Below are 24118 nucleotides of genomic sequence, written 5' to 3'. Positions count from 1 at the left end.
AACACAAAATGACTTGAGTTCCCTTGTGGTTCTCAAGTCATTTTCCCATTTACTGGAGAGATGGCCCCAAAATCGGTCTTCGCTCCCTCCACCCCAACTAGGGCGGCTTTATTGCATTATTTATGATTAGGCGATGATCTAAAAGAACGCTGAATCGCGTCTTTTATTGCGTTCAAAAAAGAAACCAGGGAAGAAGAATAAACCGATTGATAACGTTAGACCCCATAGATTATGCAACCCATGTGAATATTATCCATGACAAAAAAATCCTCTGATCAGTCAGAGGATTTTTTCTTAATTCCAAAATGGATTCAATATCAGGGCGTTCACCAAAACCATTGAATACCAAGGCGATTTCACTATTTTGCGAACACCTCGCAAAATAGTGGCCACAATCTCCAATTCAACTTATTTAACAACTATACCACAAATCAGCAAATCCTTATATGGCAAGAGATTTCGTCTTTCTTACAAATAGATGCCATCTCTATAAATCTTGTCAACTAAAGTACCTAAGCCTATTATTGCCTCCCACTCTCCAATTGTTTCAACCGCCGTTTAAGCGCTGCAACAAGTCTTTTCTCTTCCGTTGTCAACGCACCGTTTTGGTAGCGCATCAAATCACTTTTGATGATCGCAATTTTTCGTTCCGTATCATTTTGTTGCGACATGCACAGCGCCTCCTGTTGAACACGCCCTTGTTATTACTAAATTCTCTATAAATTGGAAACCTCCTCTGTCTTTATGTCATCTTTTTCGATAACTTTATAGATTGGAAGGTCCTAAGACGAAAGCCAATCTGCCAAATCCAATTGGGTTACAGGAAAATCTTGTTCAATGTCCCGACGGGTGCGATGGATCACATCAACCCACTCCTCTGACAACTGCGCAAAGTCCAGCGCTTGATGATAAAAAACATAGATAGCGACTCGACGCAGTTTCATAAAAACAGGTAACTGCAACCACCAAAAGGCATCCAGTTGATGTTCGGTGTCATATCCGCGTTTAAAGTGCGTCAAGAAATGGGCGGCAAATGCCTTTTCTCCTTCCCACCGGCCCGGCGGTTTGCCGAACCTTGCCAACGCATGATAGAGAATGACTGCAATATCATTGATGAACCAATGATAACAACAATCGTCGAAATCAAATACCATGATACGGTTATCATCAATGAAAAAATTGCGCATATGCAGATCATTATGAATCAAACCATAACTATTGGAGTCTTTGGTGAACGAATGCAATTGATCCATCAGCTCTCTCGCTCTTTGCAATACCTGCGTTTCAGATCGTGGTATGCTTTCTTCAATCTTTAGCAAGTCATCCTCCCACCACTGGCGCCTGCGAGCTGGAACCGCCGGAGTATATGCGCACGATTGCGCGTGCAACCAGCCTGTCAACTTCCCCCACATGTAATAGAACTGTTCATTCCAATCTTCTTGCCTTGGTGAACGCCCTTGGGCTTTCGCAAACAAAACGGCGTGCCAGCCCTGTTCTGTGCCCACTACCAGATTGCCGTCACTGGTTGGAATGACATCGGCGACATGCCCTCCCTTCTGGGCGAGATAATGTACAAAATCAGCTTCGGCCAGAATTTCTTCCAATGTTCGGCGCTGCACAGGAGTTAACCGAAGAATGGTGGGATGTTCCGGGTTCACGTGTTCATATACCTTATTCACATTGCCAGCGAGCATTGTCAATCGGGCGGGGTTAAGCTTGTATTTCTTGGCGATATGAGATAAGGTTTGATCTGATACATCAGGAATCTGTTGATTCATGTTGTATTCTCCTTATCATGTGTTATACTTTCTGGTTGTTTTTGGAAGGTTTGTTGTTTGCTTTACAAACTTGTTTGGATTTAAATTGGGTTTGTAATACCAGTATTCTCGATTCTTCACGAGCATACCGTTTAACCGCATCTTAATACGGCCTGGATACATTCCTTTGGCGAGAATCTTCAGTGCCAGCTGTGCGCGTACCCCCTCAGCGGCTGCGGAAAGAGGCATTACGATAAACCGTTTGTTCTTGAGGGCGGGCAGATCTTCTAGCTCTTTCTCGGATAGTAGTAGCTCTTGTTTTTGCGCGGCTGACTTATCGCCATAATCAATAATAACGATCACATCCGAGTTCCGATGCACAACCTCTTCTCTTCCCAACTTACTTCAGCCCATCCTTTTTTACATCATCGAATATGTTTTTGCCTACGGCCAGTGATCGATATCTTCTTTCACAATCTCTCCGCTTTTTCTTCCACACGGAAGATGCGGCCAATATTTTGAGTATCCCTGTAAACATTCCCATTAAAAGAGTTAAAATTCAATTCCCATGAGCTCCAATATGCTGATAATTAGCCTCCAATTTATATTTGTATTCCATTTTTTCGTTGCGGCAATTCACTTTCTGCCCGATTCTTATATCACACACTTTATGCGCCCTTCAAACGCCAAGTACGCTTCCATAAACTTAGGAACCAAGCCAGTGGCAGAATCCTCACTTGAAAAAGGGGTGAATTCATACAGATCCCCGTCGGAGTGATAAAGGTCATAAGTAAGGGAATCTTGCACTCGACGATCTGAATCATATGAATACAATGTTGCCTTATCTCTTTCCTCAATAAAAAATAAGTGATCGGTACGGCTCTTTACTTATCACAATCTCCTGTGGACATCCTGATTTGAAAGTTTCCAATGACCATCTGCCATAAAAACCTGGTACCCTGCATGTTGTTAATAGCACGCCCATCAAAAAAAGCATAGCGATGATGCATATTTTTTTCTTCATAAGCGATGGCGGACAGCTGACTATTCTAGTTGGTTGACCCGCTATGGATAGCCTGTCCGGCATTTATCACTTCCATTTTTACCAGATTTCATTGCTAGTTGAAGAATTGGATGGCAACAAAAGCCCCGTGTTTCACTGCTGCGAATTCCAGCCAAACTTATTCTAGCAATGCGACTTATTGAACGCGCGGTGCTACTTGCTCATCTGACCGAAGCCCTTTCCTTGATCCCATCACTGATAAAGAATGCGCTGATCAAAGCGATGATGCTTCCAGTTAAGCCATACAGAAACATGTGGTGAATGCCGCTCATAAAATCTTTTGCTTCTGTCAAAAACATCCCCATGATGGCCACGCCCACCGCAGTGCCGATATTGCGGGTAAACACTAGAAAAGATGTAGAAGCCCCTTTTGATGCGCTTAAACCAGCTGTTGAGCTCCAATCACACCGGTTGTAGACAACAATCCGAAAGCAAATCCTTGTATGACCATCACAAAGAATGCATACCAAAATCCATTATCCGCTCGCAACAATACCAGAAGCACGCCCGACACTGTTAACGACAAACTCCCAACAATAAATAAGGGTCTGTAGCCGTATTTCAATATCCACTTCCCTGCCGGAACCGCTGCGCTCATCCAACCAACCGCAGACCCAATCAACGCGACTCCGCTCATCAATATAGATAGATGTGCCATTTTCTGCAGGAATAATGGAATTAAGCTGGCTGTTCCAAAGAATGCGGCCCAGCCGAAAAAGCCATGGATATTCATCCAGCGAATATTTTTATCGTCAAACATGGAAAAGGGAACGAGCGGCGATGCTTGTTTTGTCTCGAACAAATAAAAGCCCAAGATAAATAATGCGCCGAATCGATATTCATCCACCACCGTGACCATGAGCAATAATGTCACCCCTCGCTAAATAACAACGCGCCACATAATCCACACGCGCTGGCTTTGCGGTGTACTTCTCCTGATAAGGTAACAAAGTCAACAATGCAAGATACAAATGGGGATATTAATAAAGAAAATCCATCGCCAGGTCAAATACTCAACTAAAAATGAACCCAACATGAGAGGCATGGTTGTATTCATAATGGTCGAATCCATGGCAACAACCAACAAAGACAACACCATGCTCACCAATACTCCCAACCTGCTGTTTCAAAAAACCGCCTCCTCTTTGAAAATTCCTCTATCATTTTAAACTTTGTCAAATACGCTGTCATAAAGAATGACCCGGAAGGGGAGATGGTTTATCACCTTTGCATGATGAATTGCCAGAATTAACCGACGATTAAACCCGCAGAAGTTCCTAGCCCTGTTGGACTGGAACTTCTGGTGAACTTCATTACAACTGGCAGTTCAAATCCCAATTCACTCTATAACGATCTATTAGCTTCCCGTACTTGGCTCCCCAGAATGTGTCCTGGAGGGGCATTAATACTTCCCCACTCTCAGATAATGCCTGAAACACTCTTTCAATCTCTTCCACTTGCGTAAACTTCAAAGCTAGGCTTACTTGATTCCCATAGACATGATGTTCAATCATATCTGAGAAAAAGATCTCTTGTTCACCAAACGTCAGGTGAGCATGCAAGATTTTATCCTTGTGTTCCTCACTGACGGAAATGTCAGGCACATCGCTGAAGCGTTGCAACCGCTCGATTTTCCCATTGAACACGTTTTTGTAAAAATTCAGCGCCTCTTCACTATTTCCAGGTAGATATAAGTAAGGGCTTATTTTCACATTGCTCATTTCTCCTGCATCCTTTCTGGGTCATCCATTTATATTGTTTTTCCGCCTCCCTATGTTGCTCACTTTCACGCAGATTCATCCCGAAGCCTTTTATCCTTCACATCTGGGAAGGACTCAGTTAAACTATCTTCGAACAAAGCGTGAAACAAAAGAGAAAACGGCATTACCCAAGAAAAGGAGCATCAATCCATGAATCCGGTTACAACCAATGAACAATGGGCGCAGTTGGTTCAACGCATCGACCCTCATGGCAAATGGGTACGCGCATGGGAGTTGAAAGGAGGCGTTTCAGCACAGGTGACGGTACTTGAGATGGTTGGTGCTGATGATCAAAAGCGGAAAATAGTCGTCCGCCGCCACGGCGAGACTGATCTAGCCCAAAATCCCCATGCGGCGCGAGATGAATTTCATCTCTTGCAAGCGCTCCACGCCCTGGGACTGCCTGTGTCGACCCCCTTGCACATCGAGGAATCCAGCGGGATTTTCCCCACCCCTTGCATTGTGATGGAATACATTGAAGGGCGAACAGAGCTCTCCCCCGCTGATTTAACGAATTACCTCAATCAATTAACGGACGCTCTCGCTCAAATCCATCGTGTTGATTATGCACGACAAGGTATCACTTTTCTTCCTGATCAATCAGCGATATATCAGCAAACGCTTTGTCGCCAACCATCCTTTCTCGATGATAAAGTTGAACGGTATATCTGGGATACGCTGACATCTATTTGGCCTTTACCCCAACATAATGAGCCTGTCCTATTGCATGGAGATTTTTGGCCAGGCAATATATTATGGCACGATCAACAACTAGTGGCTGTCATCGACTGGGAAGATGCGGCGGTGGGAGATCCGTTGTCCGATGTTGCCAACAGTCGACTGGAATTACTTTGGGCGTTCGGGCACGATGCGATGAACCACTTCACTCAGCAATACCGAGCGCTGATGCCTGCTGTCGACTTTACCCATCTCCCTTACTGGGATCTTTGCGCGGCACTGCGTCCAGTACTTAGCATGGCTCAGTGGGGATTGGATACACAGACGGAAGAATCCATGCGGGCCAAACTAACCGAATTTGTCAAACTTGCTTTTGACCAACTAGATGAAAAAATAGGCGGAAGTATATGAATTATCACATCCAGCGAACCCAACGGGCATGCCCATCGGTTTCAGCAATCATCACCGTGCGCCACTCACCATCGATGAAGCGATCCAAGTGCAGATAGCGATCCTGCAAATTGTTGTATAAGTGAAACACCTCTCTTGACTCGGCCAATGCAGTGACATGATGAATCAATTTCTGTTTGTTGCTTTCTGGCAATTGATTCGCCACATGTGTGTGAAAAATACAGATCACCGTTTCTTCTGGAACCTTTGACGCTATTTCTGGCAACAGGGCAACCCCATCCCCTTCGACCAGCTCAACTGACTCATTGAGGAAATGTTCAGCTGCTTTCTCAAAGAGTTGAACCCGATCCGTGTGTTCCGGCCAGATTAATGCTCTCATCCACAGTACATTTTCGCTGTCAGTCAACTCACTCACATGCAAGTCGACTCCGCACCGGGTGGCGACGGGAGGGCTGGTCGGCAACAAAAACGGCCGGTTCTCTCCCCTTATCTCTGTGTTGATAAGAACCGATGATGAGGCTTCCCCATAAATTTGTCCATCACCGTATGAATACGCGTACTTATCCCATAACAGCTGTAAACCCGCACTGGCTCCTATTTCAATCAAGGACAAAGGTTTTTCGGTCAAGCGATGGATCATACAGAAACTAGGATACAAATAGGCACATCGCCTCACTTCATTCGTCTGAACCCGTTTTTCTTTGAGTATTGCGATAATTTCATCCTTGAACGTGAAGCAAAAGTCCCGAAAATGAGCAAATGCCTGTCTGGGGTCTTTGGACTCTGCCACCACACTGGGATAATATCGCGCCAATGGATGTTTCTTTCCTTGCAATAACAGAAAATGCACCGCTCCCAGAAACAGATTGGGCACAGGCTGTCCTGGCCGTGCATGTGATGCGAGATCGAGCAGTTCGCCATCTTCCGCTGTCCCTAAGGCCAAATGCTCGTATAAATAGCTCGACCCTCTGCATTCCCGATTTGCGAAATTTACAAAAATTTCAGACAGATTTTCCCTTCCCATTCCGTTGCCTCCTCTTGTTTCATTTTTAAATATTCCCACTCCCCCTGTACCCTAAATGAATCTGACTGAAACACACAAGAAGGTCAAAGCATAACCGCTCAATCCCTGCAAACAATAATGATAAATGTTGATATGGAAGCGTTCGCTCCCTATCAACACAGACTGGAGTGCATGTTGATGAAAGAGAATCCTTCAATTCAATTACCGGATATCCGGCACAATTTGGTGTTAAAGGCAGCGATTCTGAAAGTGTGGGAAGCAGTCGCTACTTCGGAAGGCCTCGCCGCTTGGTTTATGCCCAACGATTTTCAACCGAAGCAAGGACACGCCTTCCACTTGAACGCCGGCGGCTTTGGCTTGTCTCCCTGCACAGTGACTGAAATCAACCCTCCTCATCACCTTTCTTTCCGATGGGGCAAAGATTGGACTATCACATTTGAATTACAAGAGTTAGATGGCGCCACTGCGTTTACTTTGATCCATTCCGGCTGGAAAACCGATGCAACCACCGAGTTCGGTGAAAGCCATGAAGTGGTGCGCAATCGCATGGATCGAGGTTGGGCGGGGTTGCTTCAATCACTCGCATCGCATGTTGAAAATTAAAACATGCCGCTCGGCGGTCTCCGCATTTCATGCTACAATCAATACAGACTTTTGTTAAAACCAGACACCAAAGGAGACTGAGTTCACAATGGCATATTACGCCGCAATCCTGCATATGGCAGACGCGGAAAAAAATCTGACTTTCCGCCCGCATCACTTAGCTTATTTAGAAGAATTGGAACAACAAGGGAAAATTTTCGCCAAAGGCCCCTTCGCTGACGGTTCCGGCGGCATGGTGATATACATGGCCGATTCGTTGGAGGAAGCGAGAGAATTGGCCGAACAAGACCCTTATGTCAAAGAAGGGGTTCGCCGCTTAGAATTGCATGAGTGGAAAATGGCGCGCGTGTAAAACATGAAAAAAGACCTTGGTCCAATCAGCCAAGGTCTTTTTCTTTATGTCATTATTGATGCGCTTCCGTAGAGGATGACCCTTCAAGCGTTTGATTTCCCGGCATCCGATACATGGGCAGGATGATCAGTGCTCCCAAGAACATCACAAACGCCGAGATTTCAAACATCCACACAACTGATAGCAGGTTTTTAAACGAACCGGCAACACTCATGGTTACCACCATGGCTCCCGTGAATAGCGGGCTTAAAATTCCGTTCACCCGGCCCACAAACTCCGTTTCCGTATGTTGCAAAATCAGCGTATTGATCCCGATATGGATCATCGGCAATACCAGACCCGCCAGGAACTCGATCAAAAGTGTCAGCCATAAGACAGTAGACAAGCCGCAAAGGGCAATCCCAACCGCATTGAAGAAAACACCCATCATCAGCAACCTTTGCGGTGGGACATTCTTGGAGAAGGCCATGGCGATGCCGCCACCCAAAATCATCCCCAACCCGTTGGCCATCATCAGCCATTGCAATTGTTCTTTCGCCAGACCCAGGTGTTCCGTCACCAGAAAAATCCCCAACGGCTGAATCAACCCCAGTGCCAATCCTACTGTCAAAAAACATCCACCCAACAGGGTCAGCACTCGCTTGGACATGACATAGCGAATGCCGTCCTTCATTTCCTGCCACACGGACGACGGCGCCTTATCTTCTTCCAACACCCGATCTTCGGGCAAAAACAACAGCACCAAGGCCGACAGCAAAAAGGCGATACCCATTATACCAATAGCCATTTCGATCCCGAAATGCTGATAGACGAACGTCCCGAGCACAGGCCCCAAAATCATGAACACGGCGAATATCGTTTGGTAAATCGACATCCCCATCTGAATTAACGCTTCCGGCACGTGCAACTTAAACAGCTTCATGCCCGAAGGCTGGGAAAACTGGGACAAGATTGCCGAAACCAATGTGGCCAAAAAGACAGCTTTCCAGGAGCCGAACATGAGTGTCAACAGAACAGCGAAAATGGATAAAGCGCTCAAAAAATCACACCAGATCATCGTCCGTTTGGGACGCCATCGGTCGGCAAAGGTTCCACCGATAAATGAAAAAATGAAAATCGGAGCGAATTCGGCGACTGAAATCATGGATATGGCGAACGCATCTCCATTCGTTTTCTCCATGACAAACAACAAGATTGCAAAATTGCGTACCCAAATACCGATCTGCAAAAATAATTCCGATAGGAGGATGATTTGAACAAACCGATTTTTAAGCAAAGCGGATATCGTGGGGGTAGCATTCTTCTTCTCTTGCACTTGCATTTCTTTCCCCTGCCTTTCTATCAAAATGAATCATACCTCCTGCCAACACACTGAAATTCCTGCAATGTCTCTAAATGCAAAAAGCCGTGAATGCAGTCTGCACCCACGGTCATAATCAGATCTATTACCGAATTGAGAAAGGCAGATCTGACTTGTTGATTAACCTCTAATATGGGCACACTTTAACAAAGTATGGGAAAATGAACGATCCTTCGTCACCTTCCATACTTCGCCTGCTTGATGCACGGCAAGCAGGGTCTGCATTCAATTCATCTCTTTGCATTAAGAGAACTTAGAATACAAACAAAGTGCCCATGTTTGAGATTAATACCACCTTTCTCCAATTGATTACTCTTGGATCATAACATGGGGATGATCCTGCTGTCAAACCATCTTTTTATTGTTTTTTTCATTTTGCAAAATATGATCATGGGGGCAGGTATCAATTTATTCATCTGATGGATAATTTATCTATATTCATTGGTTTTCAATTCGAAGCTGGGGTAACAATTCGTCAAAGTCAAGGAGGGGTTGTAGGTTCAAAATGTATTATAAAAAGTGAAAAATAAATGAGTAGTTTTATTGGAGTCTAATTGAGTGTTATCATACTACCAATATTTATTCTGAAGGCAGAAGTATTGTTAACTATTGAAAGGCGCTTGCTGAAAAGTGATGTCACCGTAGAGAAAAAATGCTCTCCCCTCTTAAACCTATGGGATCGGGTTCAGGGGAGAGCATGATATTGACTTCAGTTGACAGTATATCTTTTAATAAAGCTTATCCTGTTCTTCGTTTGCTTTGTTCAATACCTCTTTTTGTATCTTATTGGCTTCCTCCAGAACCACTTTCTGAAGTTTATTCGCTATATATAAGTTGTAGTCATGGATGTGGTTAGCGCGCTCTCGAAACTTTTGGTCAACATGATCATAGAGAAGTCGAAATTCAAACCCGCGTTCTTTCTCTAAATACTCTTCCATATGATAGAAACGAATTGTTTCTCTCTCTGTTATTTTATACATCTCGACAGACTTCTTTTCTAGCTCTTTGTATTTTTTGTTTGATACATCTGACGCCTTGTCATAATGCTCTCCAGCCCAGCGAGACCATGCATCATAAAGTCGACCCCGCTCTTTTGCAAAATAGTCTTCCAAATCCACTTTAGAATTTACCGAGCTATACTTGCCACCACCAGCCTGAGCTGCCGCTTCAAGCGCTTTTTGTCCAGCATCATCAATATCAAAGCCGATGATATTTACTACAGCTTTAATATTGGATGTGTGGAGATCCTTTGCCACCTGAACAGGATCACCGCCGCAGGTTTCTACTCCATCGCTCACTACATAAATAATATTTTCGGCCTTGCTCTGGTTGGCCAGCTGTTGCTTGGCTAGTTTCATAGCGCCTGCCAACGGAGTATAACCGGTTGGTTGAAATTTGTTTAAGGCATTGTTGAATTTACTTTCATCGTAGGCTCCAAGCGGGTAAACCTCTTCAATACTATTGCAGGAAACTGCCTTATCTTTCTCGTTATTGCTACCTTTGTGGCCGTAGACAGTCAGTGAAACATTGGCTCCGTCGGGCATTTGTTTGGCGAATGATTTAACTGCTTGTTTCGCTAAATCCATCTTTTGACCACCGGATACTTTTGCCGCCATGGAGCCGCTTGAATCAACCAAAATCACAATGTTCACTGGTTTTTCTTCTGGTAGTTTCAAGCTTTTCATCCCGCCGGGGCCTTTGTCAACTTTGATGATAGATGTATCAAATTCTTGGAAATACTTAAAGTAAGGTGTGTAATCCTCCGCTGCCAACTCATAAAACTTGTTAAGAATCGTTTTTCCGTCAGCGTTCTTCGGGATTTTATCTAGTTCTTGTTTAACTTTGGCCCAATTGTATTTCTCACCTGAATATTTACCGGCCGGAGGTAATGGAACTCCCTTTAATTCTTCGGGAATCTTCACATTTTCTTTGTCTTTAGATTCATTGTTCACTTGTTTTTTTTCAGTAGGTTGTGTGCTACTTGAATGGGAACAACCGCTTATAAGAAAGCCCACAATTAGCAAGCAGAAAAACAGCTTATTTCTCATAGTTCCCTCCAATTTTGAAGACTTCTCCTAGGGTTTCTTATTTAATATCCACTTTTTGACCATCCATATCTTCAACAATAAACTTCTTTCCATCTAGTGCACCAGTTTCAACCGTGACATAATCCCGTGGTGGCAATTCTCTACCAATATCCTTCTCCCAAGAAACAATAATTTTAACGACATCATTCTCAATAACCTGAAGCTTTTTAATTGTAATCTGTTGATGTTTATATTTTTTGCTTGCTTGGACATAAAGCATATCTTCATGATCCCAATCCTGGTTGTCCAAACTGGAGGGATGCTTATCTTTGTTGTAGACCCAAATTCCTGCAGTAGGCTCAGGATCCGGAGCTCCCATAATCCAGTTGATACTTTTGAATTCAATCTCTTTATGAGCTTGATTAGGTTCTACAGCATCTACTGTACTTGCTGTCCCTTCCGATTTTTGCTCTTCCTTTACTTTACTAGTTTCCGAATTGTTCTCATTCTCTTTACTTCCGCATCCAGCCAATAATGAAACAGTAAGTACAAGTATTAGTGTGAGAAAACGTTTCAAAAACAAAACCTCCTATTCAATGAATATGTAATTTTATAAACATATTCAATTTTAATCAATATTCATCAGTACGTCCACAAATTCCCTATTAAACTCACAATTTCTTCATTATTCCTATGATACATATCTAAATCGGAATCCTTAATTACATCATTCACACGCTTGATCTCTTATTGAGTTAAATGATTTTAGTTTTCACGTTTTACTTCCCGTTATACTGTCAAACGAAACAGAAATCATCCCATAGTCGTTAAGAAGACAGCCTTCAATATATTTCGGATATCATAGTACCTAAGTTGCTTCATCCCAAAAAACAACTCTGTGTGAACAACATAAATACTGAAATGATGAAATAATTTTTTGTTATATTTAGTATAATTAAAATAAAGAATAAATTTATCACTATAGGACAACGAAAAGGCAATATTTTGCCTCAACTAGACTGCCTTGGGGGGAATGGCCGTGAATCTCTCCAACATGCGAATCAACTTTGCTTATCTTTATATTGCAGTCGTTTTACTGGTTTCGTGGGCGATTGGAGGCATATCTTATTACACTGGTGGGTACCAAAGCACCGTGGAAAATATCATTTACGTGATGATCACCCCTGCGATTATCGCCCTCTGCTTTCAAATGTGGGCATATAAAAAATCACTGTGGGGCGAGATGTTGTCCATCGTTAAAAATTGCAATGCCAAAGCGGTCTTCTTCGCGATTTTTTATCCCTTACTTTTTATTGGCGCTTTGTCCGTTTTTTCCTTATTTTGCGGAAACGGATCGGTGAGTCCGACCTCACTTTCATCATTTATGCAATCCCTGTATATGTTCCCACTTTATTTTTTATTGGATTTCCCTATTTTCTGGGGAGAGGAATATGGTTGGAGAGGCTTCTTGTTAAAGCATTTCACCTCATCTTTGGGAAAATTTAAAGCGACGATGCTTGTAGGCCTTGTATGGGCGTTTTATCACATTCCCCTGGTGTTCCTGCTCGCCAAATCCACTGGGATCGGCAATCCAGTGGCGGTGAGCCTAGTGCAAGCTCTCACCGCGTTCTTCTTTTCATTCGCATTTTCACATGCATATTACCTATCTGGGGCCTTGTTCCCGGTCGTGTTACTACATTGGGTTTGGAATATGTTGAATCCAGCATTCCTCGGCAACATTTATACCAATAAGCAAGGCATTATTACTGGGGATATCTTTTTCCAAAATGGAGAAGGAATCATGGGACTGGTCTTGTCATTGCTCATGGCTATTGCCATTGGCTGGCGCTTCATAAAGTCCGATAAAAACAGCAGGACATACCGCGACGCTTAATTTTTCCCTATCTTCGTTGAACAAAAACCTGGCGTCTCAATGCGCCAGGTTTTTCTCCATATATTTCAATATGTCAGGTACAAGCGAACATCCCGATCACACCCCTTATGTACCGGACATCCCTCCAGCGATTGTTCGTCTGCCCAATCACCCAATCTTTCCAATATTTATTTCCTATCCACAAAAACTGAACAATATGCTATTATATAGACTATATTATTCGGAAATAATCAATGGAGGTTCCTCATGGGTAAATTAAATGGATGGAAGATTTCCTTTCTTGGATTTCAACATGTCTTAGCTATGTATGCTGGGGCGGTGGTTGTGCCCTTGATTGTCGGCGGGGCGCTGAAGATGAATACCGAACAATTGGCTTATTTAATTTCGATTGATTTATTCACCTGCGGTATCGCCTCACTCTTGCAAGTGATCGGCGGCCGTTATTTCGGTGTCAAACTTCCCGTCATCTTGGGCTGTACCTTTACCGCCGTGCCGCCAATGATCACCATCGGGCAATTGGAAGGCTTGCCCGCCATTTACGGATCCATCATCGCTTCTGGCTTGATCGTTACCCTGATCGCGCAATTTTTTAATCATATTATGCGTTTGTTTCCTCCTGTGGTGATCGGATCGGTCATTACCACGATCGGTGTGTCCCTGATTCCTGTCGCCATGAACAATATGGCCGGAGGGCAAGGCTCCCCCACTTTCGGGCAGTGGGAAAACCTGTTCCTGGGACTGCTGACGCTTCTCTCCGTCATCTTGCTCAATCGGTTTGGCAAAGGATTCATTCAATCCATTTCCGTTCTGCTCGCCATGGTCATCGGCACGATTACCGCTTGGTTCATGGGTTTGGTGGACTTGAGCCATGTTGCAGACGCGAGCTGGTTTCGAATCGTACAACCTTTTTATTTCGGTGTGCCCGAATTCCATGTGTCTTCTATTATCACCATGTCTTTGGTCGCGATCGTCAGCATGATTGAATCGACTGGGGTTTTCATGGCGCTGGCCGACATATGCGACGAAAAATTGGGAGGAGAACGCGTTAAAAAAGGACTGCGCGCTGAAGGCTTGGCCATCATGATCGGCGGACTGTTCAACTCGTTCCCTTATACCAGTTTCTCGCAAAACGTGGGGCTGGTAGCTCTGAGCAAAGTGAAATCGCGCGCCGTGGTCATCGCCGCCGGCATCATCCTCATCGTATTGGGGTTATTGCCGAAAGTGGCAGCGGTAACCACCATCATCCCTAACGCTGTTCTCGGCGGAGCTATGATCCCCATGTTTGGTATGGTCATCGTTTCCGGCATTCGGGCCCTGGCTACCATCGACTTTAAACAAACCCAAAATCTACTGATCGTGGCGTGTTCGGTGGGAATGGGATTGGGAACTTCCGTCGTTCCGGCCATCTTCAAAGATCTCCCTGACATGATCCGCGTTGTCGTCGAAAATGGCATTGTCTTGGGCAGCTTAACCGCCATCGTATTGAACATCATCTTCAACAAACAGGCGAAACCCTCAGCCGCCGAAGCGGTGTAAAATGCCAACTCGCTAATAAAACGAAGCCTCTGTCTTGTGTCACGAAACCACAAGGCAGAGGCTTTTTTTCCACGCGCCAAATGCGAACAGCTCGCCACGATTGTCCAAAAATAAACTTCTTGGAAGGGTTTACTTTGTTGAAAGATGAGGCGTAATTTTTCTTCTGTTAAAGGTATGCATTGCAAACCAGTTTATAATGAAAGGTGACCAGATTATTTAATCTTGATCGGGGCTGTTGGGATGTTCCCATGCAAAATCGGCTCTAGCAATTCCCCCAGCCGTTTTGGAAACACCAATTCCTCTGTCTGCTTCAATTCGTCAACACTCCACCAGTGATGAGTCAGGTAACCCAATTGCTCCTCCACAGTCAAGTGATCCAGTCGAATATCCACTTCTTTTGCGTAAGCGAGACGATAATGTTCAACAAATCGAGTAGGCACGCCTTTGAACTCCAAGTCCACTTCCCTGATCCAGATAAACGGCCCCCACTCCACATTTACCAACCCGGTTTCTTCCCACAATTCCCGTTCAGCGGCGGCGGCAAATGTCTCACCTTCCTCCAATCCACCCCCTACAGTAAACCAAACCGGTCTGCCATCCGGATTCTCTTCACTTTTGATAAGTCGGTCTTCCATTTTGAAAAGCAACAAGCGATTCTGCTCATTCAACAGCACTATTCTGGCCGCCTCGCGTATAATCATACAATTTTCACCTCTCCTACTAAATTTCTCCACAACAATCTTGTAAATACCTCCACTAGAATCAAGGCGACATCACTAAAAATACAGCACAAACAACCCCTCCGCCTCATGGATGCTCCCTCATGACAAAACAAAAAAGCAGAACGATCATCCGTCTTTCCTATGGGCGAGGTGTTCTACACATCATAGAAATTCCATCTTTTATAACAATTACATTTAAAAATATGTAAATATTTAAAACCAAATCATAGACTTTAACTACCAATCTTTTATATTATTAATAATATACGCTTTCATAAGACCACTTGGAAGGGAGTAACGACCATGAATAAATTTTGGGGCATTCTCCTTGCGATTTGTACAGGCTTAACCACTGCCGCGCTATATAGTTCAAACGTGTTCGCATTTTCGGTGACCGGCAAAAAGCAATGCACCAACCCCGTCTATTTCCGGTGGGGCGGTTCCATCTCTTATAATCATCAAACGGGTGCCACCCAAGCGATGAAAAACTGGGCCGCCGCCCAATCTTACCGGAACTTTGTCGGCAACAACACCGCTAGCGGCGTGATCGATTCTTACCGGGAAGCTGATGGCTGGAATGGCTACACCGGCTATTCAGCAGGTGAAGACAGCTGCATCGATTATTGGGTAACTAAGTTGAACCATGAATATACAACTACATACGAAAAGTCAGTCAAGATCGCTGGCCATGAGTTGGGACATGTATTGGGTCTGGACGACAACAACTATACTACCACACTGATGTACAAATACACGCCCAACGTTTCCGTCCCACAAGCAGACGATATCAAAGGCATCAACTATATCTACTGACGGAGGGGAGACCATGCGTAAAACCTGGCTGAATATAGCCGCATTTATATCCATCGCTGTTGCCGCTTTCTTCATCGGCATCCAATTCTTTAACACCGATCCCCGAGTGATACGCGTCAATGGCTCACTACATGCAGCCTATAACCTAGAAGAAATGAAGAACCAATCCGAGGTCATCGTGGTGGGGAAATTTGTGAAAATGGAGCGCAAGATCAATTCTGCTCGCGATCTCAACAATCCCGGCTTAGCATCCAACACGGTCTATCATGAAGGGGAATTATATCAATTTAAAGCCGATCAAGTCATCAAAGGAGCCATTAGCAAAGAGCCCATCATCCGTGTTAACATTCCTAAAACTAAGGAACTGGCCAATCTGGACTCCCAAGATAAGTTGTCAGTGACCGACCCTAACTATATCAAACCAGAATTCGGGAAATCATACATGTTATTTTTGACACCGATTAAAAACACTGACTACTACGGGATCCCATTTTTCCCATATATCCTGGAGATCCACAACAACCAAACGGTCTCCCTCGTCAAGCCGCATCCCTCTCTGCTGAGCCAACGTAGCACGATTCAGTCCGCAGAGGAAGGAAAACGCGAAGAAGTCTTGGTTCATTTCGAAAACTTCGCTTCATCCTATCCCGATCAAATCAGCGGCCGGAAGCTATCCGAGGTGCTCAGTGCACTGGGAGGATCACCAACAGAATAAATAAAAAAGCAAAGGGCTTTTATGAACCCTTTGCTTTTTTTGTCCATTTCACTTTGAACACTGACGATATATCTTCATTTAGTAAATATCTTTACTTCTTTGGGGCCAAGTGTGGCAGTAATCGAACCATTGTTCACTGTTACTTTGTCCGTCCCCATCCGATTGTACAGGGTTTCGCCATTGGCGACTCGGTCGATGTTGGGCACTGTGCGCGTCTGGCTGTTCCAAGAATTGTTGATCATCACCACCACCTCATCGCCGTTATACGAACGCTGAAAAGCGTAAAATGTGTCATCCACCCACTTTTCGGCCTGTGTTCCTTTGCGCAAAGCGATATGGGTGTTACGAATGTAATTTAGCTTGGCGATATAACCGTAGAGCTCATGCTTGTCGTTAAACACCATATCTTCCCGGTTGTAAGGATCAGCACCCCCGCTAAATCCCTGCTCTGTGCCTTGATACAGAATCGGGATCCCACGGGTAGTAAACATGAAGCCCAATGCCGCTTTTAATTGCGGCCACTTGTCCCAGGAAGCGCCAGGCTTGCCTGAAGCTTCATTCAAAAAGCGCGGCACGTCATGGTTGTCTATAAACAAGCCGTTAGTCATCGGATTTTTATATCGATAGTCTTGGGCGTAACGATCCGCAATCTGTCTCATCGACTGGTCTTGGCCAAACACATTTTTGATGGTGTAGTACATCGGAAAATCGAGCACCGCATCCAAATAATTGGTGTAATCGCCCACATATGCAGGGTCCCCATGAAACACTTCGCCAAGGGTAAAGGTATTGGCTGCCCCGTCAAATTCGCGCCAGAACCACTTTGGAACGTGTTTCACCGTATCAACGCGCAACCCATCCACTCCGGTCGTTTGCACAAGCCATGCGATCCAATTCTTCAATTCCGCTGCCACTGCCGGATTGTCTTGGTTTAAATCATCCAAGCCGGCAATATCTCCATTCTCCACCCACCATTGATCGTTCCAATCTTGGGTGTCGCCATAATGATGGTACCAATCTGCCTTGTCAAATGGAGCTTTGGCGAAGCTCGAAGGTTGGAAATCTCCCGTATGATTAGCGACCACATCCAGCATCACCGATATCCCTTTCGCATGCGCCGCCCGCACCAATTCTTGCAACTTAGCCATGGAACCCAGATGCCCATCTACGCTGTAAAAATCGTAGGTCCAATAACCATGATACGCATTGGCGCTCTTTTGCATCGTGACCGGAGTGATCCAAATGGCCGTGAATCCCATATTCTTGATGTAGTCCAAGCGATTGATAATCCCTTGAAAATCCCCACCGTGATACTTGCGCGGATCGCTTTTGTCAGCGTTAAAACCGCCATAATTGTCATTGCTGGGGTCGCCATTATCAAACCGGTCGGTCATAATGAAATAGATGCTTTTCTCTTGCCAATCCGCAGGAGAAAGCGCCATGGCCGTGGGTACGGTAGAAGCAAACATCAGCACAGCCGCCAATAAACACACCAACCCACTGAGCAAAGCTCCCTTTTTCATGCATCCTCTCCCCTTCATTTCCAATTGCGCAAACGCTTTCAAAAAAATGCATAAAAATCGCCGCTTATCCCTCTATATACCTTGTGAAATCGTTTGCACTATTTACTATCAGTTTACCCCTCACCACAATCTAATTCAACAGTCGGTTAGATTTATTAAATTAATGAATAATCGCAGGGAAGAACTCCCTACGACTTTACCCATCACACAACACCCTCATCCCTGTTGGAGGCCCCGTATAAAAGAGATACTAAGCCCATCCGCCTCTTTGGCGCTCAATGTTGCGCACCGGCCGGAGAAAGGATCAGCAAATCCATGCTCTCCCGGAAATAATCTAACTTGCACACCGCCCATTGCACTCAGCTCATCCCGTAGCCGGGTCACATCAAATGAAGCTTCTTTTTCAGGAAAAAACAGCATAGCCGGGCAACGGGGAGGCATATCAACATAATCCCGAATGCGCGATCCATAATATCCGACCAAACCATCCATTCCCCCCCCCTGCTTAGCAACCATCCACCCAATGGTCGCCCCGATACTGTAACCGACGACAAATACTTGGGTGTATGTTGTCCATAATTCATCCAGCAACACTCGCACATCCCCAGCCGCCTTGGCAAATCCCACTCCTTCCATGAAAGCTCGATATGCATCGCTTTCTTGTTCATATGCATACACGCGGCCTGCCAACAAATCGGGGGCCACTACATCGTACCCCAACCGCGACCAATTGAGACAAACTTCATCCACATGTCGGTTTAACCCATAAATTTCATGCAACACGACCACTGCAACAGCGGAACCATGGTTATGACGTATCATTCATCTATCCCCTCAGATCAGCCATGCACGACGCAATCGAAAAAGCCCGGAAGGGTTCAAACCCTCCCGGGCGATTAAGTTCACGCTTCTGTCAATGCCAAAAACTCATCCACGTCAGCCATCAACAAATCCATCGCATCCTGCCAGAAGTCCGGCTGCGTCAAGTCAACCCCGAGATGCCGTTTACCCAGCTCCTCCACCGTCATGCTGGCTGTGTCACGAAGCAAATCGACATATTTGGTCGCGAAGCCTGCCCCTTCCTGCAACGCGCGGGCGTAAATACCGGCACTGAACAAATACCCAAAAGTGTATGGGAAATTGTAGAAAGGCATATCCGTTGCATAAAAGTGAAGTTTTGAAGCCCAGAAATGTGGGTGGTATTCAGCCAACATGTCGGCGAAGCCTTCTTTCTGCGCTTCCACCATCAATTCGCATAACTCGTCGCGCGTAAGCGGGCCTTGTTTGCGCTTTTCATAAAAACGCGTTTCAAAGAGGAAGCGTGAATGGATATCCATCAAAAACGCAATCGTGGATTGGATTTTATCAGCTAAAAGTACCATCTTCTCCTCTTTGGAAGTCGCTTGTTTGATCGCGGCATCAATCACGATCACTTCGGCAAACGTGGAGGCGGTTTCCGCAACATTCATGGCATATTGTTGCGCCAAGAAAGGCAAGTCTTTCATCACATACGTGTGGTAAGCGTGTCCCAACTCATGGGCCAACGTGGACACGCAACCCGGCGTTCCGCTAAATGTCATGAAAATGCGTGATTCGCCGCTTATGGGGAAATCCGTCATAAACCCGCCGGGTCGTTTTCCTGGGCGATCCTCGGCTTCAATCCATCTTTTTTCAAACGCCATTTGCGCAAACGAAGCCATATCGGGGCTGAATTGCTCAAATTGCTCAATGATGAACTTCGCCGCTTCATCATATGAAAGCGTTTGCTTATTTCCTGGCAACGGCGCTTGCACATCGTGCCAACTGAGCTGATCCACTCCCAGCATTTCCGCCTTGCGCTTCATGTATGGAAGCAAACGATGTTTGTTTTTGGCAACCACATCCCACATCGTTTGGAGAGTCTGCCCCTCCATCCGGTTGAGGTCAAGCGGCTCTTTCAGCACATTCTCCCATTGACGGCGTTTATACAGTTGCAAACGATAACCGGCCAGATGGTTGATGGTGACGGCACAAAGGTCCGCTTCGTTCCGCCAAGCCTCTTCCCACTTCTCAAACACCCGCTGGCGCACCTCCCGGTCGGGACTGGCCATTTTGTTTGCCAGCTGTCCAACGGATAATAGCTTGGTCTCGCCGCCTTCTTCAAATGGCACTTGCATGCGACCCACAATGGTGCTATACATTTCTGACCAAGCATGATACCCGTCCACGCTCAAATCACCGGCCAACTCTTCCTGTGCTGGCGGCAGTTTTTCCAACGAGCGTTTGCGCATTTCGTTCAGCGAGAAAGACACTTGATTTAGCTCAGGAGATTTCATCAGTTGTTGCCAATCGGATTCCGGCACTCGAGCCACTTTGCTTTCCAGGGCGGTGATCACCGCTTCGTAGGTTGCGCCGATTTGCGTCAATTTGCCCGACAAAACCTTGGCTTTTTCATCTTTGACATTTTGCGACTCGAGACAGTCAAGAAACGACCGTGCTTCCACAAGGCCACTGCCCAACTTCTGCAACGGTTGAATAGCATCAACCCACGAAGCCAAAGAGGCTGTTGGCTCCAGCGTCTCTATGTATTTCTTTAACAAAGGGAGTTCATGCTCAAGCTTTTCTAGATGTTGTACCAAAGTGGATGACTCGCTTCCGCCGCTGAAAATGTTTTCCAAATCCCATGTCTGCGAATAGGTTGCTGACAATTGCATTCACCCTTGTTTTCAATATTTCCCCTTTGGGGATGACTTCAAATAAATTGTATGCTGGAATGTTCAAGCACTTCAAGCAAAATCACCTGGAATGCGTCCATAATTTTTCATCATTTTGTTTGTGTGGCAAACTTGTTTAATAATCATATTTGTTTATAATCCATTAGTAAGAATAGAATAATATTCACTCTATTTTGATTTGTTTGTATTACTATGGATTTGCCATTCACTCTTTCTTCCGGCTTTAGGGCGTGTCTGATGAATAGGCCAGCGGCCCCAAAACCATTTTCTCATTTTCTTCACTTGTGCCTCGGCGCTCCTCGAGAAAAGGTTTTTCGGCCACTTCTTCCCCACCAACTTGATTTGCCAGACACACCCTAGTCGGGCGGTGATGTGCGAATCAACCTACCGGTATTGCTTCCATCAACTTATTTTTACAAATCCAACCAATTTTGCGGTTAAACACAGCTTTATACCGTTACAAAAGTGTTCTTTTGTAACGTTGAATGAATTCACCCTCGTTTCCGGCCTGAAATACCCAATAACTAGAAATGATCCAGCGGCTATAGACTACTTGTTAGCACCTATTTCTTTCATCATCCACACCTGTTCAATAGCCGTCCTCATTCCCAAGCGGTTGAAGATCTCCACCCCCATGCACTTAGCTGACGGCCAGTTTGCAACGATGCGTTCACATATATCCGTCGCGGGACCCCATGCCGCTTCCAACAGAGACAGGAAAAATGCCTGCTCATCGATCCGACCGGGAGCGATCTCTACTTGATAAAGCACAGCTCTGCGTAACCGCCCTCGCTCATCAAATTCCCGCCGGCCCAGCGCGTACCCCAAGACATCTCCCCGGCTGTCAGCAACCACCCATGCTTCTCCGTCCCGCAAACAAAACCACTGTTCCTGCCATGGCACCTCAGCAGAATAAAATGGTAACGATGCCACCTGCGCTGGCACAACTCGATCAATGCGATACACAGATGGTTCTGCCTCAATCAATCGCAATGGCTCGGTCGACTGGTAATAAGACAGGCGATCGACAATCCGATAGCCCAACCGTTCATAAAGGCGAATGGCCGCCTGATTTGCAGCGATCGCTTCAAGGGTGGCAAGCTCAACTCCTTCGCGCTCATACAAAGCAAGGGTTTCTTCCATCAGCTTCCGCCCCACCCCTTTGCCACGCCAAGCGGGGACGACCGCCGTTCCCCCGTTCCAGGCCATTTTCTTGCCATTCACTGTACGGATACCAGAACATACCAATCCGACCAATTTCCCATCAGCAACCGCCACCAGAGAATGGTCGGGTGAGAGCGATTCACGCGACCATTTTCCCACAAACGCCTCCATCGTCATCGACACATCCACAAAATAACCAGAAAACGCTTCGTTCCACAAAGCTAGCGACTCTTCCCATGTACACCGGCTGAGTGGTTGAATTTGTATCATCTGTTTTCTCTCCTTTTCTTTGCGCTTATCTCTATCATACGACAACCAAGCCTTTTACGCGGGATGGTATGGTTCGGCCATGTAAAAAAAAGCCGACGGTTGCGAAGAGGCTAACGCCGCCTCCTTTACAACCATCGGCTTTCCTGTACGCCCGCACAAAGCGAGCCGTCAATCAACAATTAATCCAATTTTTTTACCCAGATATTCATATCTTCAAAACGGCCGGCAATGTGGCTGTTTTGAATAAGGCGCCCCTTATACTCAAACCCATGACGCGATATCACAATATTCATCCCCACGGACACCGCACGTGTAAGAGAAAACAGGTTGGGCACGCCCCGCGCCCGCATTTGCTTTTCCAAATCAAAAATGATTGCGCTGAGTAACCCTTGCCCCCGATAGGCGGGATCGGTTGCGCAATCAGTGATTTCCGCGCAATTGTAACGGGTGAACACATCAGCCGAAGCAGCACTTACAATCTTGCCATGATCGGTAACGACGGAGAAATAGACATCGTTGCGCATGCATTTTCTAATGAAGTTGGGATCATGCACAGGCGTCGGATAGGTTTCAAACACTTTGGCGTATAGCGCCGCCAGCTCCTCCGCATCCGCTTCTGTCGCCCGGCGCAGTCTGAAGGATGGCCCCAATTCCGGGGGTTCTGTGATCGTTTCTGTCTTCTCGGCCAGCTCGACGATCTCATCCTTCTTTTCTGCATCTTTTTCCACCGAGCGCCGGTCATCAATAAACCGCGATAAAATCACAGCCGGCTCCCCGTTGAAAAAGACACTAATTTCGCCTTCCTTCTCAAAACCCATCTCTTCAAACGCCTTAGTATCGTCGGGATCAGCATAAATCAACACTTTTCCGATATCTTTCTCCTCCGCCAACTCCTCCAAATGCTTCGCCAAGGCTTCGATATCTTCGGATCTGTAGTGCAATAATTTCATCCGGCTGTTGCGTTCATCCATTTCAAGTACCGTACTCTTGCGCGAATAATCAACCATTGTCAAAAGAAAAAACCTCCCCTTGGATACTCATCAATTAACGTACCCTAAACGAAAAAAAAATAACATGTTTTTGTTCGCATATGAAAATAGGGACCTATCAGCCTCCCTAATCCGATAGCTCAGCATGGTCAAATGCGATCAATTCCTCCCCGCGCCAGTGCAGTTGAAACAAATGTTGCTTCTCATCCGCCAACAAAAATGGCAAACACTTCACCACATTCACAGACATCCCCTTATTCTCAGGGTGCAAAATCCATGTGATCGGTTTCCAATCCAAGATCCCTTCATCCGTCTTCGCTGGGGTAGGGCATGTCCGGTCAGCGGGAAGTTCCGCCCAGTACAAATGCATCCCACCTCGCTTACCATCTTCCAATATCCAGATCAGCCGTCCGCGGCAGTCCATCTTTTCCAGGTGCAAGCCTGCTTCTTCCTTCACTTCTCGCAACGCGCTTTCAAGCGGCGTTTCGCCGGGTTCAATTTTCCCACCCAACCCATTCCACCGGCCCATCCATGCCGATTTTTCACGATTCAATAATAAAATTTCATCATTTTTCTTAATGAAGCACATCGTATATCGGCATTCCACGTCCAACACTCCACATCCCTCCATAAATAAATGATTTTAACCATCACAGAAACTTCTACACTTCAAAGCATTTCCCTCTTACCGCAATCATTTGTTTCATAATTAAAAATATAAAAAGAACCTTTATTTCATATTT

The 24118-nt window shown here is 45.5% G+C and carries 23 protein-coding genes and 1 pseudogene; 7 read left to right on the top strand and 17 right to left on the bottom strand.

Going from position 1 to position 24118, the window contains the following annotated elements:
• Window positions 1–521: 521 nt before the first annotated feature.
• From CLV36_RS17375 to CLV36_RS13190, 6 genes are all read right to left on the bottom strand, one after another.
• A complete protein-coding gene (locus CLV36_RS17375) occupies window positions 522–671 on the bottom strand; it encodes a hypothetical protein (protein ID WP_181353036.1) in 150 nt (49 codons plus the stop codon).
• A gap of 111 nt (window positions 672–782) precedes the next feature.
• Window positions 783–1778, bottom strand: coding sequence for a phosphotransferase enzyme family protein (locus CLV36_RS13205; RefSeq protein WP_106342958.1), 996 nt, complete (start codon window positions 1776–1778; stop codon window positions 783–785).
• A gap of 15 nt (window positions 1779–1793) precedes the next feature.
• Entirely contained in the window at window positions 1794–2156 is a 363-nt protein-coding gene (locus CLV36_RS13200; RefSeq protein WP_146130643.1) for a TroA family protein, read from the bottom strand.
• 825 nt (window positions 2157–2981) lie between these two features.
• Window positions 2982–3125: a hypothetical protein gene (locus CLV36_RS17720; protein ID WP_245888365.1), complete on the bottom strand. Its 144-nt coding sequence runs from the start codon at window positions 3123–3125 to the stop codon at window positions 2982–2984.
• A 74-nt stretch (window positions 3126–3199) separates the two neighbouring features.
• The gene (locus CLV36_RS17715) at window positions 3200–3679 is read right to left on the bottom strand and encodes an MFS transporter (RefSeq protein WP_245888364.1); all 480 of its coding nucleotides are present in this window, start codon (window positions 3677–3679) and stop codon (window positions 3200–3202) included.
• Window positions 3680–4133: 454 nt separating this feature from the next.
• Entirely contained in the window at window positions 4134–4541 is a 408-nt protein-coding gene (locus CLV36_RS13190; RefSeq protein WP_106342956.1) for a VOC family protein, read from the bottom strand.
• Between the two features lie 189 nt (window positions 4542–4730).
• On the opposite strand from CLV36_RS13190, the gene CLV36_RS13185 reads away from it, so the two are divergent.
• The gene (locus CLV36_RS13185) at window positions 4731–5669 is read left to right on the top strand and encodes a phosphotransferase family protein (RefSeq protein ID WP_106342955.1); all 939 of its coding nucleotides are present in this window, start codon (window positions 4731–4733) and stop codon (window positions 5667–5669) included.
• Between the two features lie 4 nt (window positions 5670–5673).
• Here CLV36_RS13185 and CLV36_RS13180 read toward each other — a convergent pair whose 3' ends face one another.
• Window positions 5674–6693 carry a DUF2332 domain-containing protein gene (locus tag CLV36_RS13180; RefSeq protein ID WP_106342954.1) on the bottom strand — a complete coding sequence of 340 codons (1020 nt, stop codon included), beginning with the start codon at window positions 6691–6693 and terminating at the stop codon, window positions 5674–5676.
• A gap of 177 nt (window positions 6694–6870) precedes the next feature.
• On the opposite strand from CLV36_RS13180, the gene CLV36_RS13175 reads away from it, so the two are divergent.
• Together CLV36_RS13175 and CLV36_RS13170 are read left to right on the top strand one after the other, a co-directional pair.
• Window positions 6871–7296: an SRPBCC family protein gene (locus CLV36_RS13175; protein WP_106342953.1), complete on the top strand. Its 426-nt coding sequence runs from the start codon at window positions 6871–6873 to the stop codon at window positions 7294–7296.
• 88 nt (window positions 7297–7384) lie between these two features.
• Complete coding sequence (locus CLV36_RS13170) at window positions 7385–7648, top strand: YciI family protein (RefSeq protein ID WP_106342952.1); 264 nt, start codon at window positions 7385–7387, stop codon at window positions 7646–7648.
• Between the two features lie 52 nt (window positions 7649–7700).
• Here the strand turns inward: CLV36_RS13170 and CLV36_RS13165 are convergent, their stop codons facing one another.
• The 3 genes from CLV36_RS13165 to CLV36_RS13155 all read right to left on the bottom strand — a co-directional run bounded on the left by CLV36_RS13165 (window position 7701) and on the right by CLV36_RS13155 (window position 11612).
• Window positions 7701–8969, bottom strand: coding sequence for an MFS transporter (locus CLV36_RS13165; RefSeq protein WP_102992440.1), 1269 nt, complete (start codon window positions 8967–8969; stop codon window positions 7701–7703).
• 767 nt (window positions 8970–9736) lie between these two features.
• The gene (locus CLV36_RS13160) at window positions 9737–11056 is read right to left on the bottom strand and encodes a VWA domain-containing protein (protein ID WP_106342951.1); all 1320 of its coding nucleotides are present in this window, start codon (window positions 11054–11056) and stop codon (window positions 9737–9739) included.
• Between the two features lie 37 nt (window positions 11057–11093).
• Window positions 11094–11612, bottom strand: coding sequence for a hypothetical protein (locus CLV36_RS13155; RefSeq protein ID WP_106342950.1), 519 nt, complete (start codon window positions 11610–11612; stop codon window positions 11094–11096).
• Between the two features lie 462 nt (window positions 11613–12074).
• Between CLV36_RS13155 and CLV36_RS13150 the strand changes: the two genes are divergently transcribed.
• Both CLV36_RS13150 and CLV36_RS13145 read left to right on the top strand, forming a co-directional pair.
• Entirely contained in the window at window positions 12075–12929 is an 855-nt protein-coding gene (locus tag CLV36_RS13150; protein ID WP_181353034.1) for a CPBP family intramembrane glutamic endopeptidase, read from the top strand.
• Window positions 12930–13175: 246 nt separating this feature from the next.
• On the top strand, window positions 13176–14465 hold the full coding sequence (locus CLV36_RS13145) for a nucleobase:cation symporter-2 family protein (RefSeq protein WP_106342948.1): 1290 nt from the start codon (window positions 13176–13178) through the stop codon (window positions 14463–14465).
• A 212-nt stretch (window positions 14466–14677) separates the two neighbouring features.
• Here CLV36_RS13145 and CLV36_RS13140 read toward each other — a convergent pair whose 3' ends face one another.
• Window positions 14678–15166, bottom strand: coding sequence for an NUDIX hydrolase (locus CLV36_RS13140; RefSeq protein ID WP_106342947.1), 489 nt, complete (start codon window positions 15164–15166; stop codon window positions 14678–14680).
• 324 nt (window positions 15167–15490) lie between these two features.
• Between CLV36_RS13140 and CLV36_RS13135 the strand changes: the two genes are divergently transcribed.
• Both CLV36_RS13135 and CLV36_RS13130 read left to right on the top strand, forming a co-directional pair.
• Window positions 15491–16000, top strand: coding sequence for a matrixin family metalloprotease (locus CLV36_RS13135; RefSeq protein ID WP_102992434.1), 510 nt, complete (start codon window positions 15491–15493; stop codon window positions 15998–16000).
• A 13-nt stretch (window positions 16001–16013) separates the two neighbouring features.
• Window positions 16014–16715 carry a hypothetical protein gene (locus tag CLV36_RS13130; protein WP_106342946.1) on the top strand — a complete coding sequence of 234 codons (702 nt, stop codon included), beginning with the start codon at window positions 16014–16016 and terminating at the stop codon, window positions 16713–16715.
• A gap of 74 nt (window positions 16716–16789) precedes the next feature.
• Here the strand turns inward: CLV36_RS13130 and CLV36_RS13125 are convergent.
• The 6 genes and pseudogenes from CLV36_RS13125 to CLV36_RS13100 form a co-directional block, all read right to left on the bottom strand.
• Window positions 16790–18151: pseudogene (locus CLV36_RS13125) on the bottom strand (alpha-amylase family glycosyl hydrolase); the annotation flags it as partial.
• Window positions 18152–18454: 303 nt separating this feature from the next.
• A complete protein-coding gene (locus tag CLV36_RS13120; protein ID WP_106342945.1) occupies window positions 18455–19060 on the bottom strand; it encodes a dienelactone hydrolase family protein in 606 nt (201 codons plus the stop codon).
• Window positions 19061–19140: 80 nt separating this feature from the next.
• Window positions 19141–20931, bottom strand: a complete 1791-nt coding sequence (locus CLV36_RS13115; protein WP_106342944.1) for a M3 family oligoendopeptidase — start codon at window positions 20929–20931, stop codon at window positions 19141–19143.
• A gap of 570 nt (window positions 20932–21501) precedes the next feature.
• On the bottom strand, window positions 21502–22386 hold the full coding sequence (locus tag CLV36_RS13110; protein ID WP_102992430.1) for a GNAT family N-acetyltransferase: 885 nt from the start codon (window positions 22384–22386) through the stop codon (window positions 21502–21504).
• A 179-nt stretch (window positions 22387–22565) separates the two neighbouring features.
• The gene (ablB, locus tag CLV36_RS13105; RefSeq protein WP_223248110.1) at window positions 22566–23393 is read right to left on the bottom strand and encodes a putative beta-lysine N-acetyltransferase; all 828 of its coding nucleotides are present in this window, start codon (window positions 23391–23393) and stop codon (window positions 22566–22568) included.
• A gap of 109 nt (window positions 23394–23502) precedes the next feature.
• Window positions 23503–23991, bottom strand: a complete 489-nt coding sequence (locus CLV36_RS13100) for an NUDIX hydrolase (protein ID WP_181353032.1) — start codon at window positions 23989–23991, stop codon at window positions 23503–23505.
• Window positions 23992–24118: the final 127 nt, after the last annotated feature.

This window comes from Laceyella sediminis (genome assembly GCF_003003125.1).
Taxonomy (GTDB): Bacteria; Bacillota; Bacilli; order Thermoactinomycetales; family Thermoactinomycetaceae; genus Laceyella; species Laceyella tengchongensis.
The sequence above is the reverse complement of the archived record's forward strand: the minus strand, read 5'-3'. Positions and strand labels throughout refer to the sequence as shown.

Excerpts from the sequence above, each read along its gene's own strand:
- CLV36_RS17375 (WP_181353036.1), bottom strand. The coding sequence starts at position 671 with ATGTCGCAACAAAATGATACGGAACGAAAAATTGCGATCATCAAAAGT.
- CLV36_RS13205 (WP_106342958.1), bottom strand. The coding sequence starts at position 1,778 with ATGAATCAACAGATTCCTGATGTATCAGATCAAACCTTATCTCATATC.
- CLV36_RS17720 (WP_245888365.1), bottom strand. The coding sequence starts at position 3,125 with ATGGGGATGTTTTTGACAGAAGCAAAAGATTTTATGAGCGGCATTCAC.
- CLV36_RS17715 (WP_245888364.1), bottom strand. The coding sequence starts at position 3,679 with ATGGTCACGGTGGTGGATGAATATCGATTCGGCGCATTATTTATCTTG.
- CLV36_RS13190 (WP_106342956.1), bottom strand. The coding sequence starts at position 4,541 with ATGAGCAATGTGAAAATAAGCCCTTACTTATATCTACCTGGAAATAGT.
- CLV36_RS13185 (WP_106342955.1), top strand. The coding sequence starts at position 4,731 with ATGAATCCGGTTACAACCAATGAACAATGGGCGCAGTTGGTTCAACGC.
- CLV36_RS13180 (WP_106342954.1), bottom strand. The coding sequence starts at position 6,693 with ATGGGAAGGGAAAATCTGTCTGAAATTTTTGTAAATTTCGCAAATCGG.
- CLV36_RS13175 (WP_106342953.1), top strand. The coding sequence starts at position 6,871 with ATGAAAGAGAATCCTTCAATTCAATTACCGGATATCCGGCACAATTTG.
- CLV36_RS13170 (WP_106342952.1), top strand. The coding sequence starts at position 7,385 with ATGGCATATTACGCCGCAATCCTGCATATGGCAGACGCGGAAAAAAAT.
- CLV36_RS13165 (WP_102992440.1), bottom strand. The coding sequence starts at position 8,969 with ATGCAAGTGCAAGAGAAGAAGAATGCTACCCCCACGATATCCGCTTTG.
- CLV36_RS13160 (WP_106342951.1), bottom strand. The coding sequence starts at position 11,056 with ATGAGAAATAAGCTGTTTTTCTGCTTGCTAATTGTGGGCTTTCTTATA.
- CLV36_RS13145 (WP_106342948.1), top strand. The coding sequence starts at position 13,176 with ATGGGTAAATTAAATGGATGGAAGATTTCCTTTCTTGGATTTCAACAT.
- CLV36_RS13140 (WP_106342947.1), bottom strand. The coding sequence starts at position 15,166 with ATGATTATACGCGAGGCGGCCAGAATAGTGCTGTTGAATGAGCAGAAT.
- CLV36_RS13135 (WP_102992434.1), top strand. The coding sequence starts at position 15,491 with ATGAATAAATTTTGGGGCATTCTCCTTGCGATTTGTACAGGCTTAACC.
- CLV36_RS13130 (WP_106342946.1), top strand. The coding sequence starts at position 16,014 with ATGCGTAAAACCTGGCTGAATATAGCCGCATTTATATCCATCGCTGTT.
- CLV36_RS13120 (WP_106342945.1), bottom strand. The coding sequence starts at position 19,060 with ATGATACGTCATAACCATGGTTCCGCTGTTGCAGTGGTCGTGTTGCAT.
- CLV36_RS13115 (WP_106342944.1), bottom strand. The coding sequence starts at position 20,931 with ATGCAATTGTCAGCAACCTATTCGCAGACATGGGATTTGGAAAACATT.
- CLV36_RS13110 (WP_102992430.1), bottom strand. The coding sequence starts at position 22,386 with ATGATACAAATTCAACCACTCAGCCGGTGTACATGGGAAGAGTCGCTA.
- ablB (WP_223248110.1), bottom strand. The coding sequence starts at position 23,393 with ATGGTTGATTATTCGCGCAAGAGTACGGTACTTGAAATGGATGAACGC.